Here is a 15,984-nt window from a genome sequence, read left to right as displayed (position 1 = left end):
CTCATCCATGATCCGACTTGAATCCATCCTGACCCCCGGCCGCTCCCTCGTGAACGTGCCGGGCGGCAGTAAAAAACGCGTGCTCCAGGAAATCGCCACCCTGATCGACAGGGAAGTGCCTGACCTCGACATGCAAGACGTCTTCGAAAGCCTGTTTGCCCGGGAGAAACTCGGTTCGACAGGTTTTGGCAATGGGATCGCCATTCCGCACTGCCGCCTCAAGGGCTGTTCGACGCCTGTCAGTGCCTTGCTGCACCTGGAAGCGCCGATCGACTACGACGCCATCGACGGCGCTCCGGTAGACCTCCTGTTCGTATTGCTGGTCCCCGAAGCCGCCACCGATGCTCACCTGGAACTGCTGCGCCAGATAGCCAGCATGCTCGATCGCAAAGAGGTTCGCGAACGCCTGCGAGCCGCGACCAGCAGCGAGGCCTTGTACCAGGTTGTCCTGGACGCACAGAACGAGCACTAACATGCGCCTGATCATCGTCAGCGGCCGGTCCGGCTCCGGCAAGAGTACCGCCTTGGCGGTGCTGGAGGACAATGGCTTCTACTGCATCGACAACCTGCCCGCCGGGTTGCTGCCGCAGTTGGCCGAGAACGCATTGATCAATACCGAGCTGCAACAGCCCAAGGTGGCCGTGTCCATTGACGCGCGCAACCTGCCAAGCCACCTGACGCGCTTTCCCGAATTGCTCGAGGACGCCCGAAGTCGGCATATCCAGTGTGACGTGCTGTACCTGGACGCCGACGAGGACGTGCTGCTGAAGCGGTTTTCCGAGACGCGCCGCCGCCACCCGCTGACCAATGCCAATCGTTCGCTGGCCGAGGCGATCACGGTTGAAAGCGAGCTGCTCGGCCCCATCGCCGACCTTGCCGACCTGAAGATCGACACCACCAACCTCAATCTCTACCAGCTGCGTGACTCCATCAAGCTGCGTCTGCTCAATCAGCCAGAGCCCGGCACGGCGTTTCTGGTCGAATCCTTCGGCTTCAAGCGTGGCATGCCTGTCGACGCCGACCTGGTGTTCGATGTCCGCTGCCTGCCCAATCCTTACTGGAAACCTGAGCTGCGCGATCATTCCGGGCTTGAACAGCCGGTAATCGACTACCTGGCTGCCCAGCCGGATGTCGAGGACATGTACCAGGACATCTCTAGCTACCTGCTCAAATGGCTGCCGCGCTTTGCCGCGAGCAACCGCGCCTATGTCACCATTGCCATCGGCTGCACGGGCGGGCACCATCGATCGGTCTACCTCACCGAACGCCTCGGCCAACTGCTGCAGCAATCCTTGAAAAACGTCCAGGTCCGCCACCGCGACCTCTAGCCAACAGGACCGCCCCACGATGCCCGCCCGTGAAATCACCATCATCAACAAGCTGGGGCTTCACGCCCGGGCGGCGGCAAAGTTCGTCGGCGTGGCCGGACGCTTCCCCTGCCAGGTAAAGGTCGGCCGCGCGCCCGACAACCTGGTCGACGGCAAAAGCATCATGGCCGTCATGATGCTCGCCGCAGGCAAGGGCACCCAGGTGCACCTGCAGACCGAGGGCGAGCAGGACGATGATGCGCTGATGGCGTTGATCGAGCTGATCAACAACAGGTTTGATGAAGGGGAGTAGCGGTTTACCCTGCCCCCACCGCATAGCCCGGCTCTCGCCGGGGCGCAGAAAGACCGTAGTGTGCGATAGCGGCAGGGAGCACCGACCTCAAGACATCGCCGTGTCCATCACCATCATCAGGCAGAAGCCGATGCACAGCCCGAGGCTCGCCAGGCGGTGATGCCCGTTGCTGCGGGATTCCGGGATGATTTCCTGGGTTACCACCAGCAGCATTGCGCCAGCCGCGCAGGCCAGGCCCAAGGGCAACAGCAGCTCCGCGATATTGACCAGCCAGGCGCAGATCACTGCGGCCAGCGGCTCGACCAGGCCAGACGCAGCGCCGATCAGAAAGGCCTTGAAGCGCGACATCCCTGCCCCGGCCAGTACCAGCGCGATCACCAGGCCCTCCGGCACATCCTGCAGGGCGATGCCCATGGCCAGGCTGTCAGCGTCGGCCATGCCACCCCCCGCCGAAACGCCGATAGCCATGCCTTCGGGAATGTTGTGGGCAATGATGGCGATCACGAACAGCCAGATGCGCGCCGCGATCACCGGCTGTTCGCCATTGCCCACCAGCGCTTCGGGTGAAGCGCCGGAGACCTTGAGATCGACGAGAAACAGGCACAGCGCACCAGACATCAGCCCGAAGCTGATCAGCCCACCCGCGCCCCAAGGGCTGAAGCCAATGGACTGGGCAGCATCAAGGCCGGGGATGATCAGCGAAAACGCGGTGGCGGCCAGCATGACTCCCGCCCCGAATCCCAGCAGGGTATCGGCCAATGCCACCGGCATGTTGCGGATCACCAGTACCGGCACCGCCCCCAGCGCCGTGCCCAAGGCACACAGCGCGCCACCCTCGAGCGCACGCAGCATGCGCGGCTCCAGGTCGAGCCAGGAAATGCCGCGCACCACCAGCAGCGCCGTACCGACCAGCAACAGCAAAGTACCCAGCGCCAGCCGGAACAGGCGCACGCTGCTGACAGACATTACCTCCGAGCGCATGCCGGGACGACTCACGCCAGGGCTTCTAGATAACGGCGTTCGACCTCGGACCAGTCGATGACGTTGTAGAAGGCGCCGATGTATTCCGGGCGGCGGTTCTGGTACTTCAGGTAATAGGCATGCTCCCAGACGTCCAGGCCGAGGATCGGCGTATTGCCGTTCATCAACGGGCTGTCCTGGTTGCCGCTGCTTTCGACCACGAGCGTCTTGGCGGGGGTCACGCTGAGCCAGGCCCAGCCGCTGCCGAAGCGGCACAGCGCAGCCTTGGTGAAAGCGTCCTTGAACGCGTCGAAACCGCCCAGCTGCTCTTCGATGCCCTTGGCCACCTGGCCCTGGGGCTGACCGCCGCCCTTGGGCGACATGACGGTCCAGAACAACGTGTGATTGGCGTGTCCTCCACCTTGGTTGATCACCGCGCCCTGGAGCTTCTCGGGCAGTTGCCTGACGTTGGCCACCAACTTCTCGACCGGCCATTCGGCCCACTCGGTACCCTCGATGGCGGCATTGAGGTTGTTGATGTAGGTCTGGTGGTGCTTGGTATGGTGGATTTCCATGGTCGCGGTATCGATGTTCGGTTCCAGAGCATCGTAGGCGTAGGGCAATGCAGGCAAGGTATGAGGCATATCAATGGATTCCGTAGGCGTGGTTGCGAGGTTCGACATCAGGTTGAGGGGTCATGGCGCCAGACTGCGGCGCGTGCCGCTCGAGCAGGCGCTCGGTGCGCGGGTACTGTCCGTACTCGCCGATGAAATTGAGCAATTCGGTGTACGTCTTGGCGCTATGGCGCAGGGACGCATCGCGCAGCGGCTGCGGCAGGCGGGGATCCTGGCTGGCCTGCAGCAGGCGCTGGTGCGCGGCGCAAAGATAGTCGGCGCTTTCGTGAGGCTGGTTGAGGCGCAGGTGCAGGTCGGCCAGGTTGTGGTGGGCGATGACAAACGCAGCCACCGCTTCGTCGACGTCATGCCAGCGCTCGAAGAGCACCTGGGCCAGGGCCAGCGCCTGCAGGTAGTATTCGCGGGCGTCGACCAACTCCCCCTGATCGAACAGGCTGTTGGCGACCTCGGTGGTGCGTTTCCAGTGCTGCATGACGTACCTCGCTAGCGACGAGCGCTATGGGATGGGTGTTCAGATACCGCCCGCGGTGAGTTTCTCGGGATCGAGCAGCACCTCGAGCTGGCTGCGCGACAGCTCGGTGTGCTCGAGCGCCACGTCGATGACCGGTCGGCCCTGCTTGTAGGCGGTCTTGGCGATCTCGGCGGCCTTGAGGTAGCCGATGATCGGGTTGAGGGCGGTGACGAGGATCGGGTTGCGCGACAGCGCTTCCTTGAGCTTGGGCTCGTTGACCTTGAAGCTGGCGATCGCCTTGTCGGCCAGCAGGCGGCTGGCGTTGGCCATCAGCTCGATGCTGCCGAGCAGGTTCTGGGCGATGATCGGCAGCATCACGTTCAGTTCGAAGTTCCCCGACTGGCCAGCCACGGCGATCGTGGCGTCGTTGCCGATGACCTGCGCCGCGACCATGGCCGTGGCTTCCGGAATCACCGGATTCACCTTGCCAGGCATGATCGATGAGCCAGGCTGCAAGCCTTCGAGCTCGATCTCGCCAAGCCCGGCCAACGGACCGGAGTTCATCCAGCGCAGGTCGTTGGCGACCTTCATCAGGGCCACGGCGGTGGTCTTGAGCTGGCCGGAAAGTGCCACGGCGGTGTCTTGCGAGCCGATCAGGGCGAACAGGTTCTCGCCGGGCACGAAGTCGACCTGAGTCAGGCCGCTGAGATGACGTGCGAAGCCTGCGGCGAACTGCGGGTGGGCGTTGATACCGGTGCCGACCGCAGTGCCGCCTTGGGCCAAGGCCTGGAGGCTTGGCAAGGTCGCCTCGAGGTGACCCAGGGCACCCTTGATCTGGGCCGTCCAGCCGCCCAGCACCTGGCTCATGCGCACGGGCATCGCGTCCATCAGGTGAGTGCGGCCGGTCTTGATGAACGGATGCACCTGCTCGGCCTTGGCCTCCATGACCTGCACCAGGTGACGCAGCGCCGGCAGCAGTTGCTCGTGCAGCGCCAGGGCGGCGCTGACGTGGATGGTAGTTGGGATGATGTCGTTGCTGCTCTGGCCGCAGTTGACATGGTCGTTGGGGTTGACGTTGTCACCCAGGACGCGGCTGGCGAGGGTCGCGATCACCTCGTTGGCGTTCATGTTCGAGCTGGTACCGGAGCCGGTCTGGAAGATGTCCACCGGGAAGTGCTGCATGTAATCCTCGGCGAGCAACTGCCCCACCGCCTTGACGATGGCGTCGCCCTGCTGGGCGGTCAGTTGCTCGAGCTCGACATTGGCCTTTGCCGCCGCGGCCTTGGCCAGCAGCAACGCACGGATGAACTGCGCAGGCATGCGCTGCTGGCTGATCGGGAAGTTGTTCACCGCGCGCTGGGTCTGGGCGCCGTACAGGGCCTGGGCCGGCACCTGCAGCTCGCCCATGCTGTCACGCTCGATACGGGTATCACTCATCATCAAGTCCTTGCATCAGTTCTTCAGGAGAAATCGAAGGCAGCAGCACGCAGTTCGCCAACTGCAGGGCGAAGGGCTGCCAACGCTGGTTCTGTTCGCGGCGGTCGAGGTTGCGCAGCAGCAGCAAGGGGCGCCACGCCTGGTCGAGGCACAGGCAGCGCCAGTGCCAGGGCAGCATGCGGTCACAAGCGGTGTCGAGCAGCAGGCGGAAGGAGGTCATGGCCACGGTCCAGGCCGAGGTCTCGGTGCAGCACACCAGGTAACGGCCCTCGGCCAGGTAGTGCTCGATCAGGCGCGGCTCATCCGGCTCGAGGGCGCAACGGATGCGCCGGCTCAGCCAGCGCCAGTTTTCCAGGTAGGACAACTCTTGGAGGACGGGTTTCATGAACATCATCGCCGGGTGACTGGGTAATGATATTCATTATTAAGTGATAAACAGAATCACTTCAAGTGGAACGCGATAAACAAAAAACCCGGCACGGGTGCCGGGTCTCTTGTCGGTATGCTTGGTATCAGCTGCCAGCGACGGTCATGCGCTCAATCAGAATCGAGCCTGTATGAATATTGCTGCGGGTCTCAAGATCGCTGCCGATCGCCACGATTTGCTGGAACATGTCTTTCATGTTCCCGGCAATCGTCACTTCCTGCACCGCATGCTGGATCTCGCCATTCTCCACCCAGTACCCCGCTGCACCGCGGGAATAATCGCCGGTCACCATGTTCAGGCCATGCCCCATGAGCTCGGTTACCAGCAGGCCGCGTCCCATGCGGCGGATCAATGCGGCCTGGTCTTCATCGCCGTGGGTGACGAACAGGTTATGCACGCCCCCGGCATTGGCGGTGCTGGGCAAGCCCAGCTTACGGCCCGAATAGGTGCCCAGAATGTACGAGACCAACTCGCCATTTTCGACGAACGGCTTGGCGTAGGTCGCCAGGCCATCCCCATCGAATGCCGCGCTGCCCAGTGCCCGCGGCAGGTGTGGACGCTCGTCGAGGGTCAACCATGACGGGAACAGGCGCTGGCCCATCGCGCCTTCGAGAAACGACGACTTGCGGTACAGGTTGCCGCCCGAGATCGCCGAGAGGAAACTGCCGAACAGCCCTCCCGCCAGCTCTGCCGAAAACAGCACCGGGACTTCACAGGTCGGCACCGGGCGTGCGCCCAGGCGGCTCGCGGCACGCTGCGCGGCACGTTGGCCGATGCTGGCCGGATCGGCCAGCAGCTGACCCTGGCGGTTGACGTCGTACCAGTAGTCGCGCTGCATCTGCCCTTCGCCCTCGGCGATCATCACGCAGCTCAGGCTGTGCCGGGTCGAGGCGTAACCGCCGATGAAACCATGGCTGTTGCCGTAGACGCGGCAGCCCTGGTGGGTATTGAGGGTGGTGCCGTCGGCGTTGAGTATGCGCGGGTCGGCGTCGAAAGCCGCCGCTTCGCACTGCAGCGCTTTTTCGATGGCCTGCTCGGGGCTGATGTCCCACACGTGGTAGAGGTCGAAGTCTGGCAACTCGCGCGCCATCAGGGCCGGGTCGGCCAGTCCCGAGCATTCGTCCTCGGACGTGTGCCTGGCGATCGCCAGCGCGGCCGCAACGGTTTCGCGGATGGCGTCGCTGCCGCTGGCCGAGGTGCTGGCCGAGCCCTTGCGCTGGCCAACGTACAAGGTGATGCCAAAGCCCTGGTCACGATTGAACTCGACGGTCTCGACCTCGCGCTGGCGCACCGTGGTGGACAACCCCTGCTCAAGCGATACCGCCACCTCGCAGGCGCTGGCGCCCTGGCGACGTGCTTCGGCGATGATCTGCTCGACCTGCTCCTGCAACGCCGGCAGGGCCTGTGGGCCTACGCTCTGGACTGCACTCATGGTTCTCTCCACTCAAATTCTGCGTTCGGCGAGGGTCATTGTACGACCGGGCCGGACAAGCGGCCCCCGACTGGTTATCATGGCGGCGTTTTCCAGCGGACTGCCACCATGGTTGATTCTTACGACGACGCCTCCTACGAAGGCGAAAAAAGCAAAACCCAGATCAAGCGCGAGCTGCATGCGCTGGTCGAACTCGGCGAGCGCCTTACAACGCTCAAGGCCGATACCGTTGCGCGCCTGCCATTGACCGACGCCCTGCGCCGGGCACTGGCCGATGCCAGCAAGCACACCGCGCACATCGCGCGCAAACGTCACATGTCGTTCATCGGCAAGCTGATGCGCGACCAGGACATCGAGGCGATCACCGCCCTGATCGACCAGCTCGATGCTTCCACTCGCCAGTACAACGAGCGCTTCCACAGCCTCGAGCGCTGGCGCGACCGGATGATCGACGGCGGCGACGAGGACCTCGAGCGCTTCTTCGGCGAGTACCCCGAAGCCGATCGCCAGCAATTGCGTTCGCTGGTACGCCAGGCGCAGCACGAGAAGGCGCACAACAAGCCACCTGCCGCCTCGCGCAAGATCTTCAAGTACATCCGCGATCTCGACGAGACCCAGCGCGGCCTGCGCTGAGTCTTGCCGACGGGCAGGCGCCCGCCTGCCCGGGCCCGGTCATGCGCCGGTGCCGCCCACGGTGATCAGGTCTATCTTCAGTGTCGGCTGGCCAACGCCTACCGGTACTGACTGTCCATCCTTCCCACAGGTACCGACGCCGCTGTCCAGCGACAGGTCGTTGCCGACCATCGATACCCGGCTCATGGCCTCCGGGCCATTGCCGATCAACGTGGCGCCCTTGACCGGCGCGGTGATCTTGCCGTCCTCGATCAGGTAGGCCTCGCTGGTGGAGAAGACGAACTTGCCGCTGGTGATGTCCACCTGGCCGCCACCCAGATTGGCGCAGTACAGGCCTTTTTTCACCGACGCGATGATTTCGGCCGGGTCGCTGCTGCCTGCCCGCATGTAGGTGTTGGTCATGCGCGGCATCGGCAGGTGCGCGTAGGATTCGCGGCGGCCGTTGCCTGTCACTGCCATGCCCATCAGGCGTGCGTTGAGCTTGTCCTGCATGTAGCCCTTGAGAATGCCGTTCTCGATCAGCGTGGTGCATTCGGTCGGCGTGCCTTCGTCATCGACGCTGAGCGACCCACGGCGGCCTTCGAGGGTGCCATCGTCGACGATGGTGCACAGCGACGAAGCCACCTGCTCACCCAGTCGCCCGCTGTAGGCCGAGCTGCCCTTGCGGTTGAAGTCCCCTTCCAGGCCGTGGCCGACGGCCTCGTGCAGCAGCACGCCCGACCAGCCCGGGCCAAGCACGACCGGCAAGGTGCCCGCCGGCGCCGGTTGCGCCTCCAGGTTGACCAGCGCCTGGCGCAGTGCTTCGCGGGCGTAGCCCATCACGCGTTCATCAGTGAAGAAGCGGTAGTCGGTACGCCCGCCGCCACCATGCCCACCGCGCTCGCGACGTCCGTTCTGCTCGACGATGACGCTGACGTTGAAGCGCACCAGCGGGCGAACGTCAGCGGCCAGGCTGCCGTCGGCGGCGGCGATCAGGATGCGTTCCCAGACACCGGCCATGCTTACGCTGACCTGCTGGATACGCGGATCCAGGGCACGGGTGGCGACGTCGACGCGCTTGAGCAGGTCGACTTTCTCGGCGCGGGTCAGTACATCGAGTGGGTTGCCCGGCGCATACAGGGTAGTAACGTCCTGGCTGCGGAAGGCCTGCACCTGGCCATCCTGCCCGGCGCGGGAGATCGAGCGCGCCGCGCGGGCCGCCGAAGTCAGCGCTTCGTGGGTGATCGCGTTGCTGTAGGCGAAGCCGGTCTTCTCGCCGGACTGGGCACGCACGCCCACGCCCTGGTCGAGGTTGAAGCTGCCTTCCTTGACGATGCTGTCTTCAAGCGCCCAGGTTTCCGAGATCTGTCCCTGGAAGTACAGGTCGGCGGCATCGATGCCGGGGCCGGCCAACTCGCCCAGCACGGCTTGCAGGCTGTCCAGGGTCAGTCCGCCCGGTGCCAGTAGCTGCTCGCTGACGGTGGATAGGGTTTGGCTCATAGTCACTCCGAGGTGTGCGCAGGCCGCAAGGCGTCCTGCGAGAAAAAGCGCCGGTGCGAGGCCACCGGCATCCGCGCCCGTATGGACGCCTGTTCGCTGCTGTCGCGCTCGGCCAGCAGCACGCCTTCGCCGCTCGGCTGTTGGGCAACGATGCGTCCCCAAGGGTCGACGATCGCAGCATGGCCATGGGTTTCCCGCGGGCCTGGATGAACGCCACCCTGGGCCGCGGCCAGCAGGTAGCATTGGGTTTCGATCGCACGTGCGCGGATCAGCACATCCCAGTGCGCCGCGCCCGTGACCGCCGTGAACGCCGAGGGCGCACTGATCAGCTCCGCCCCGGCGGCGCGCAAGGCGCTGTAGAGCTCGGGAAAGCGCAAGTCATAGCACACGCTCAGGCCCAGGCGGCCTACCGGGGTGTCGGCGACGACCACCTGGGCTCCGTGGGCGTAGTCGTCTGACTCACGATAGCGGCCGCGGGTATCCGCCACGTCCACATCGAACAGGTGCAGCTTGTCGTAGCGTGCCGCCACCTCGCCGTCCTCGTCGATCAGCAACGAGCAGGCATGGGCCTTGGTCTCGGGCTGGCCGGCCGGGGGCAAGGGCAAGGTGCCGGCGACTATCCATAACTTGAGGTCGCGGGCCGTGCGTTTCAACCATGGCAAGACCGGACCTTCGCCCAGTGCCTCGGCGCGGCCAATGGCGGCCGCGTCCCGCCGGCCCATCGCCGCGAAGTTTTCCGGCAGCACCGCCAGCCGCGCGCCGCCCTGCGCCGCCAGTTCCAGCAGGGCAGTGGCACGCTGCAGGTTGGCCTGCACGTCGTCCTGGCTGACCATCTGGATCACGGCTGACTTCATGGCGGCTCCCGGAATCATTTCTCGAAGGGTTTCACAAAGGTCATTCTAGGCTCTTTCAACGGCCCCTCGACGCGGTAATGCACGCTGGCATAACGCGAAACCCTGTCGCCGATCAATCTATCGACCAGAAACAGCGCTCCGCCAATGGCGGGGGCGCCAACGATCAGCGCCGCGAGCGGCAGATTGTTGGTCACGGGCAACGCGACCTGCAAGCGACCATCGATGCGGTCGCGGACCATGTCCAGGGTGCCTTCGAGCTCAAGATTGCTCGACGGCCCGGTCACCGTGATCGGCTCGCGGGTCACGTACACGCCTTCACTGCTCACCAGCAGGCCCTTGACCCGGTCGTAGGCCAGGCCCTTTTCCAGCAAGTCGGAGAAGTCCAGCCGCAGGCGGCGCTTGATGGTGTTGAAGTTGAGCAGGCCGAACACGCGCAGGGCCTGGGCGCTGCCCTCGACGTCGGCGAACTGGCCTTGGCGCAGGTCGGCGTCGAGACTGCCAGAGAAGCGCTTGAGACCGACCCAGGCCGGCGAGCCCGGCCAGCGCCCATCGGCGTCGAGGCGGAAGCGGCGGCTGGTGACGGACGGGGCGAAATTCCAGGCCTTGAGCACATCAGCCAGGTTGTCTCCGGCAAGGCGCCCCTTGAACCAGCTGCCGCTGGCGTCGGGCGTACCTTCCCAGCCGCCGCTGCCATCGATGCGCAAACCCTTGAGGTCAAGGTCCACATCGTTGAAGACAACGCCGCGCGCCGTGGGCCGCAGCTTCATGGCCCAGCTGCCGAACAGTTCATCGCCACGAAACAGCTTGTCGATGCTGAGGTCGAGCGAAGGTACCTTGCGCGGGTCGAAACCGGCCAGCGGGTCAGGCGCATCCTCGGCCTGGCTCTGCGCAGGATCGGCCGCGGGCAGGCGCAGGGTCTGCAGGTTGACCGCCAGGGGAGCGGCCTTGGCATCGGGCAGACGCGCGTTGCCAATCACTTCGCGGCTGTCCAGGCGCATCGACCAGCCCGTGCCCGCCCGGTCCAGGCGGACCACCGCCTGGTTGAGCAGCATGCCGAATGCCTTGACCTGACCGATGCTCACATCGACGTTGCGCAGCACCTGCCGGGCGTTGCCTCCCGGATCATTGCCCGCCAGGCGTCCAAGCTGCTGCTGCCAGGGCTCCACGTCCAGGGTGTCCAGGCGCCCGCGCACCCGCAGCCCCGGGCCCGGCGGCAGCTGCGCCTGGCCAGTGCCGAGGAGCAGCTCGCCGCGTCCCTCGGCCAGCTTTTCGAACGGGGCGGCATAGGCGAACCGGGCCAGGTCGACGTAGCTGACGTCGATTCGCCGCTCAGGGCCCTGCAGGTTCATGCTGAAGCGGGTGTCGCGGCTCTGCCCCGACGACTTGCCGAAGGGCGCGGGCAGGTCGATGGTCAGGCCCTTGAGCGTGGAGGATACGCTGAGGCGGTTTTCCTGGCTGCCAAGGTTGACCTGCAGCAGGTACGGAATTTCGCCCTCGGCGGGCAACGCCTGCTTGAACTGCAGCCAGTCGGTCAGGGCCTTGAGGGCCACCTGCCCCTTGGCTTCGATGCGGGACTGGATCTGGCCTGGCTGGCCCTCGGCGAAAATCCGGGCCGTGACAGGCTTGTCGAAGGCGCGCAGGCTGATGCCCTTGCCACTGAGACCTTTATCGTAGTCAAAGGTGAAATCGCCCTTGAGCTGGCTGAGTTCCAGCGTGGGCGGTGCAATTTTCAGTCGAGCATCGGCAGTCGAGAAGTCGACCAGCACCTTGGGATGCTGCCCGTGGGCAAGCGGCACATCAAGCTTCAGCTTGCCCCGGAGCGGTCCCTGCCCTTCCCAGCCGGCGAAGATCTCACCTGTGCCAATCGGCGCTTGCTGGAGAATCTTCAAGCCGTCCTTCAGGTCGCCATCAAAGGCGCCATCGAGATAGAGATGACTGTCGTGGCCGGCCTCGACATGGGGAATCTCCACGGTGACATCGCTGACCTTGGTGTCGAGCAGCAGTCCTTTGCGCGCTTCGATGCGCACGCCGGCGTCGTCAATGCGCACATCCCCATCCACGTGCTGGACCTGCGGCCAGCCCGGCTGGAAGTCCAGCGCGGCGTCGCGGACCTTGAAGAACAGGCTGATGCTGCGGGCATGGGCGGGAGCGCCGTGGTTCAGCGAGCCCTGGTACTGGAAGTAGCCTTCATCGACGCTGCCCTTGACGATGGCGGTACGCAGCCATTCGTCCAAGGCCGGGCTGAGCACCTCCGGCAGGTACTTGGCAGTGTAGCGGCCGTCGCCTTCCGTCAGGCCGACACGCAGGTCCATGTAGTCCTCGCGGCTTTCGTCGAACAGCAGGCGGATCAGGAAGTCCCCAGCGATCTTGCCCTCCTCGCCCAGCACCTTGAGGTACGGCGCGGCAAGGGTGAAGCCTTCCTTGTCCAGGCGCCAGGTCAGACGGGCATTGGCTTTCTGGTAAAGCCAGGGTTTTTCGAAGATGGGGTACAGGTGCAGCATGAACGCATCGGTATGCAGGCGAAGTTCACCATTGCCAAGATCACCGCTGACACTGCCACTCACGTTTCCGGCGGCCGGGGCCCCGTGATAGGCATCAAAGCCGATCCGCTCCAGATTGGCAGCAAACCGCAGCCGCTTGTCGCCTTCGGCCTGGGGCCGCAGGTCGAGGCTCACATTACGCAGCGCTCCGGTCACCTTGAGCGACTGTACCGCTTGCATGGCGGCCTCTGGCAGCGGGGCAAGGGCTTCGACCAGCGGGGTCAATGGGGTCAGGTCCAGACGGTCGGCCTGGACGTGCCACACCGTCTGGGCTGGATCCTGGTCCGGACGCTGACGCAGTTGGACATGCGATTCCCAGCGGGTATCGCCGATGCTCGCGGCGAGGGAATCAAGCACCACGTCGAAGCCCTGCTCCTGGCGCTGGAACCAGGCACCAAGCGCCAGATTGTCCAGGGCGACAGGCTCGCGCCCGGTATGTGCACCCTTCAGCCTGGGTGCATTGAGACGCACCACCGCGCTTTGCAGTTGACGCTTGCGCCAGTCGACCCAGAACTCGCCTCCGGCCTGCAACTGACTTGCCTGCCACTTCCCCAGCAGGCGGGGCGGTAACCAGCGCGCCCAGTCACTCTGGGGCAGGCTCAGATAGGCTTCGACACGGCCATCGCGCCAGGCCTCGGGGGTGATCCGGCCATGCAGGTTCATGGCCAGGGGCTGGCCGTCTGGCAAAGTCAGGCGCAGGTCGAACTGCTGGCGAGAACTGCCGCTCTGCAGGCCCAGGCTGACATAGGTCAGGGTCAACGGGTCGCGTTGCCAAGGCACCACCGTGACCTGGCTGTCGAATACATCCAGGCGGCCAAGCTGCCTCAAGCGCTGCAGCATCTCGCCCGGATCGAAGGGTTGATCGCCTTGGGTGGGCAGCCCCTCCAGAGACCAGGCGCCCTGCCCGTCCTCGCGAACGCTCAGCTGCAGGCCGCCCAGTTGCAACCGCGACAGGCGCACCTGGCGCGCCATCAGGCTGGCCCACAGGTCGGGCACCACCTTGACCTCGTCCAGGCGCAATGCCCCAGGCCCCTCGCCCACCTGCACATCACGCACCTGCACGACCGGCGACAGCCTGCTCCAGCGCCCCTGGAGCGCACCGATATGCACCGGCAGGCCCAACGCCTGCTCGGCCCTGGTCTCGACCTCGGCACGATACTCGGCGACCAACGGCACCAGTTGCCGCCCCAGGCTGACATACAGGGCCACCAGTACCGCCACCAGGGCGGATGCCGCCAACCCCCAGCGGGTCATGGCACCCAGAACGCGCATCAGACGTTCCATGGCCATGGCCCTCCCGGATCCGTACAGATCCTAACTATGGCCGCAAGCGCGGGCTTTGCCAGCCGACGTGGGTATGCCGAAAGCCTCAGAGCAACACCACGTCGTACTGTTCCTGCGAATACATCGACTCGACCTGGAAGCGGATGGTGCGCCCGATGAACGTCTCGAGCTCGGCCACGTTGCCCGACTCCTCGTCCAGCAGCCGGTCGACCACTTTCTGATTGGCCAGGACCCGGTAGCCCTCGGCCTGGTAGGCGCGGGCCTCGCGCAGGATCTCGCGGAAAATCTCGTAGCAGATCGTCTCGGGTGTCTTCAGCTTGCCACGGCCCTGGCAGCAGAGGCAGGGCTCGCAGAGCACCTGTTCGAGACTTTCACGGGTGCGCTTGCGGGTCATCTGCACCAGGCCCAGCTCGGTGATGCCGATGATGTTGGTCTTGGCGTGATCGCGTTCGAGCTGTTTCTCGAGGGTGCGCAGTACCTGGCGCTGATGCTCCTCGTCTTCCATGTCGATGAAATCGATGATGATGATCCCGCCGATGTTGCGCAGGCGCAGCTGCCGGGCGATGGCGGTGGCGGCTTCCAGGTTGGTCTTGAAGATCGTCTCTTCCAGGTTGCGATGGCCGACGAAGGCGCCGGTATTGACGTCGATGGTGGTCATCGCCTCGGCCGGGTCGACCACCAGGTAGCCGCCGGACTTGAGCGGCACCTTGCGGTCCAGGGCGCGCTGGATCTCGTCCTCGACGCCATACAGGTCGAAGATCGGCCGCTCGCCCGGATAGTGCTCCAGGCGGTCGGCGATCTCGGGCATCAGCTCGATGACAAACTGGGTGGTCTTCTGGAAGGTCTCGCGTGAATCGATGCGGATCTTCTCGATCTTTGGATTGACCAGGTCGCGCAGGGTCCGCAGGGCCAGGCCCAGGTCTTCGTAGATTTCGGTAGGCGCGCCGACGGTCTTGATCTGGGTGCCGATCTGCTCCCAGAGGCGGCGCAGATAGCGGATGTCCATGATGATTTCTTCGGAGCGCGCGCCCTCGGCGGCAGTGCGCAGGATGAAGCCACCGGCATCCTTGATGTCTTCCAGGGCCATGCAATCGGTGACGACCTGCTTGAGGCGGTCCCGCTCCGCCTCGTCCTCGATCTTCAGGGAAATCCCGACATGGCTGCTGCGCGGCATGTAGACCAGGTAGCGCGAGGGGATAGACAGCTGGGTGGTGAGGCGCGCGCCCTTGGAGCCGATCGGGTCCTTGGTGACCTGGACCACCAGGCTCTGGCCCTCATGCACCAATGCGCTGATGCTTTCCACCGCCGAGCCTTCGCGCTGGGAGATCTCCGAGGCATGAATGAACGCCGCGCGGTCCAGCCCGATGTCGACGAAGGCCGCCTGCATGCCTGGCAGCACCCGCACCACCTTGCCCTTGTAGATATTGCCAACGATGCCGCGGCGCTGGGTGCGCTCGACATGCACTTCCTGCAGCACTCCGTTTTCCACTACCGCCACGCGTGATTCCATCGGGGTGATATTGATCAGGATCTCTTCACTCATGGCAGGCTCTCGTCAAAGGTCTTCGGTAAGGATGGATGGCGGGCGGGCAACTGGCTACAGCGGGTGCGTATCCTCCACGTCGGTTGACCGGGTTTGCCAGCAGGCAATTTCGAAATGTTCGAGGAGTTCTGCGGTTTCGCTCAATGGCAGGCCGACCACAGCCGAATAACTGCCAGCCAGGGAGGTGACAAAAATCGCGCCCAGGCCCTGGATAGCATAGCCCCCGGCCTTGTCGACGGGCTCGCCGGTAGCCCAGTAGCGCTGGGCTTCTTCAACGCTGATGGCGCGAAAGCGCACCAGGCTGGTGATACACCGGCTTTCGCAGCGCTGGCCGTCGGTCAGCGCCACGGCGGTGAGCACCTGATGCTCGCGGCCGGACAGCTCGGCCAGCATCGCCAAAGCGTGGTCGGCGCTCTCGGGCTTGCCGAGGATCTTTCCGTCGACCACCACAGCGGTGTCGGCGCCCAGTACCACGCCAGGCCCGGCCAGGCTGGCATGTCCGGCAGCCGCCTTGGCACGGGCCAGGCGCTCGACATAGGCAGGGGCGCTTTCTCCGCAGAGCGCGGTTTCGTCGACCGGCGCGCTGAGCGTGGTGAACGGCACGCCGATCTGCGTCAGCAGCTCACGCCGGCGTGGAGAGCCAGAGGCCAGGTAAAACGCAGTCATGTGGACATCTCCCTGTCGGTGGC

15 protein-coding genes are annotated in these 15,984 nt (G+C 64.9%); 4 read left to right on the top strand and 11 right to left on the bottom strand.

What is annotated here, in order from left to right; genetic code table 11:
• Positions 1–7: 7 nt before the first annotated feature.
• From ptsN to AC0ZZU_RS04135, 3 genes are read left to right on the top strand one after another with little or no spacing between them, the layout of a single operon-like run.
• Positions 8–472: a PTS IIA-like nitrogen regulatory protein PtsN gene (gene ptsN / locus AC0ZZU_RS04145; RefSeq protein WP_324122475.1), complete on the top strand. Its 465-nt coding sequence runs from the start codon at positions 8–10 to the stop codon at positions 470–472.
• Between the two features lies 1 nt (position 473).
• Positions 474–1,328, top strand: coding sequence for an RNase adapter RapZ (rapZ, locus tag AC0ZZU_RS04140; RefSeq protein ID WP_476339287.1), 855 nt, complete (start codon positions 474–476; stop codon positions 1,326–1,328).
• A 19-nt stretch (positions 1,329–1,347) separates the two neighbouring features.
• Positions 1,348–1,620 carry an HPr family phosphocarrier protein gene (locus tag AC0ZZU_RS04135; RefSeq protein ID WP_476339286.1) on the top strand — a complete coding sequence of 91 codons (273 nt, stop codon included), beginning with the start codon at positions 1,348–1,350 and terminating at the stop codon, positions 1,618–1,620.
• Between the two features lie 87 nt (positions 1,621–1,707).
• Here AC0ZZU_RS04135 and AC0ZZU_RS04130 read toward each other — a convergent pair whose 3' ends face one another.
• From AC0ZZU_RS04130 to pmbA, 6 genes are all read right to left on the bottom strand, one after another.
• Positions 1,708–2,601: a ZIP family metal transporter gene (locus AC0ZZU_RS04130; protein ID WP_476339495.1), complete on the bottom strand. Its 894-nt coding sequence runs from the start codon at positions 2,599–2,601 to the stop codon at positions 1,708–1,710.
• A gap of 11 nt (positions 2,602–2,612) precedes the next feature.
• Positions 2,613–3,224 (bottom strand): superoxide dismutase, encoded by a 612-nt coding sequence (locus tag AC0ZZU_RS04125; protein WP_476339285.1) that lies wholly within the window; start codon positions 3,222–3,224, stop codon positions 2,613–2,615.
• Position 3,225: 1 nt separating this feature from the next.
• Entirely contained in the window at positions 3,226–3,687 is a 462-nt protein-coding gene (locus AC0ZZU_RS04120; RefSeq protein WP_476339284.1) for a hypothetical protein, read from the bottom strand.
• A 39-nt stretch (positions 3,688–3,726) separates the two neighbouring features.
• Positions 3,727–5,103, bottom strand: coding sequence for a class II fumarate hydratase (locus AC0ZZU_RS04115; protein WP_476339283.1), 1,377 nt, complete (start codon positions 5,101–5,103; stop codon positions 3,727–3,729).
• Positions 5,096–5,497, bottom strand: a complete 402-nt coding sequence (locus AC0ZZU_RS04110; protein WP_476339282.1) for a FagA protein — start codon at positions 5,495–5,497, stop codon at positions 5,096–5,098. The genes AC0ZZU_RS04115 and AC0ZZU_RS04110 overlap by 8 nt, the downstream gene beginning before the upstream one ends.
• A gap of 118 nt (positions 5,498–5,615) precedes the next feature.
• Entirely contained in the window at positions 5,616–6,962 is a 1,347-nt protein-coding gene (pmbA, locus tag AC0ZZU_RS04105) for a metalloprotease PmbA (RefSeq protein WP_476339281.1), read from the bottom strand.
• Between the two features lie 108 nt (positions 6,963–7,070).
• On the opposite strand from pmbA, the gene yjgA reads away from it, so the two are divergent.
• The gene (yjgA, locus tag AC0ZZU_RS04100) at positions 7,071–7,595 is read left to right on the top strand and encodes a ribosome biogenesis factor YjgA (protein ID WP_476339280.1); all 525 of its coding nucleotides are present in this window, start codon (positions 7,071–7,073) and stop codon (positions 7,593–7,595) included.
• A 39-nt stretch (positions 7,596–7,634) separates the two neighbouring features.
• On the opposite strand, the gene tldD is transcribed toward yjgA, so the two are convergent.
• The 5 genes from tldD to AC0ZZU_RS04075 form a co-directional block, all read right to left on the bottom strand.
• Positions 7,635–9,074 (bottom strand): metalloprotease TldD, encoded by a 1,440-nt coding sequence (tldD, locus tag AC0ZZU_RS04095; protein WP_476339279.1) that lies wholly within the window; start codon positions 9,072–9,074, stop codon positions 7,635–7,637.
• Positions 9,075–9,076: 2 nt separating this feature from the next.
• Positions 9,077–9,928 (bottom strand): carbon-nitrogen hydrolase family protein, encoded by an 852-nt coding sequence (locus AC0ZZU_RS04090; protein ID WP_476339278.1) that lies wholly within the window; start codon positions 9,926–9,928, stop codon positions 9,077–9,079.
• A 14-nt stretch (positions 9,929–9,942) separates the two neighbouring features.
• On the bottom strand, positions 9,943–13,758 hold the full coding sequence (locus tag AC0ZZU_RS04085; protein ID WP_476339277.1) for a YhdP family protein: 3,816 nt from the start codon (positions 13,756–13,758) through the stop codon (positions 9,943–9,945).
• 79 nt (positions 13,759–13,837) lie between these two features.
• On the bottom strand, positions 13,838–15,295 hold the full coding sequence (gene rng, locus AC0ZZU_RS04080) for a ribonuclease G (RefSeq protein ID WP_158459406.1): 1,458 nt from the start codon (positions 15,293–15,295) through the stop codon (positions 13,838–13,840).
• A gap of 54 nt (positions 15,296–15,349) precedes the next feature.
• Positions 15,350–15,961 (bottom strand): Maf family protein, encoded by a 612-nt coding sequence (locus AC0ZZU_RS04075; protein WP_476339276.1) that lies wholly within the window; start codon positions 15,959–15,961, stop codon positions 15,350–15,352.
• Between the last annotated feature and the right edge of the window lie 23 nt (positions 15,962–15,984).

It is taken from the genome of Pseudomonas sp. JE3303 (genome assembly GCF_056312565.1).
The sequence above is the reverse complement of the archived record's forward strand: the minus strand, read 5'-3'. Positions and strand labels throughout refer to the sequence as shown.

Bases quoted from the DNA above. Each gene is read 5' to 3' on its own strand.
- ptsN (WP_324122475.1), top strand. From the start codon at position 8: ATGATCCGACTTGAATCCATCCTGACCCCCGGCCGCTCCCTCGTGAAC.
- rapZ (WP_476339287.1), top strand. From the start codon at position 474: ATGCGCCTGATCATCGTCAGCGGCCGGTCCGGCTCCGGCAAGAGTACC.
- AC0ZZU_RS04135 (WP_476339286.1), top strand. From the start codon at position 1,348: ATGCCCGCCCGTGAAATCACCATCATCAACAAGCTGGGGCTTCACGCC.
- AC0ZZU_RS04130 (WP_476339495.1), bottom strand. From the start codon at position 2,601: ATGCGCTCGGAGGTAATGTCTGTCAGCAGCGTGCGCCTGTTCCGGCTG.
- AC0ZZU_RS04125 (WP_476339285.1), bottom strand. From the start codon at position 3,224: ATGCCTCATACCTTGCCTGCATTGCCCTACGCCTACGATGCTCTGGAA.
- AC0ZZU_RS04120 (WP_476339284.1), bottom strand. From the start codon at position 3,687: ATGCAGCACTGGAAACGCACCACCGAGGTCGCCAACAGCCTGTTCGAT.
- AC0ZZU_RS04115 (WP_476339283.1), bottom strand. From the start codon at position 5,103: ATGAGTGATACCCGTATCGAGCGTGACAGCATGGGCGAGCTGCAGGTG.
- AC0ZZU_RS04110 (WP_476339282.1), bottom strand. From the start codon at position 5,497: ATGATGTTCATGAAACCCGTCCTCCAAGAGTTGTCCTACCTGGAAAAC.
- pmbA (WP_476339281.1), bottom strand. From the start codon at position 6,962: ATGAGTGCAGTCCAGAGCGTAGGCCCACAGGCCCTGCCGGCGTTGCAG.
- yjgA (WP_476339280.1), top strand. From the start codon at position 7,071: ATGGTTGATTCTTACGACGACGCCTCCTACGAAGGCGAAAAAAGCAAA.
- tldD (WP_476339279.1), bottom strand. From the start codon at position 9,074: ATGAGCCAAACCCTATCCACCGTCAGCGAGCAGCTACTGGCACCGGGC.
- AC0ZZU_RS04090 (WP_476339278.1), bottom strand. From the start codon at position 9,928: ATGAAGTCAGCCGTGATCCAGATGGTCAGCCAGGACGACGTGCAGGCC.
- AC0ZZU_RS04085 (WP_476339277.1), bottom strand. From the start codon at position 13,758: ATGGCCATGGAACGTCTGATGCGCGTTCTGGGTGCCATGACCCGCTGG.
- rng (WP_158459406.1), bottom strand. From the start codon at position 15,295: ATGAGTGAAGAGATCCTGATCAATATCACCCCGATGGAATCACGCGTG.
- AC0ZZU_RS04075 (WP_476339276.1), bottom strand. From the start codon at position 15,961: ATGACTGCGTTTTACCTGGCCTCTGGCTCTCCACGCCGGCGTGAGCTG.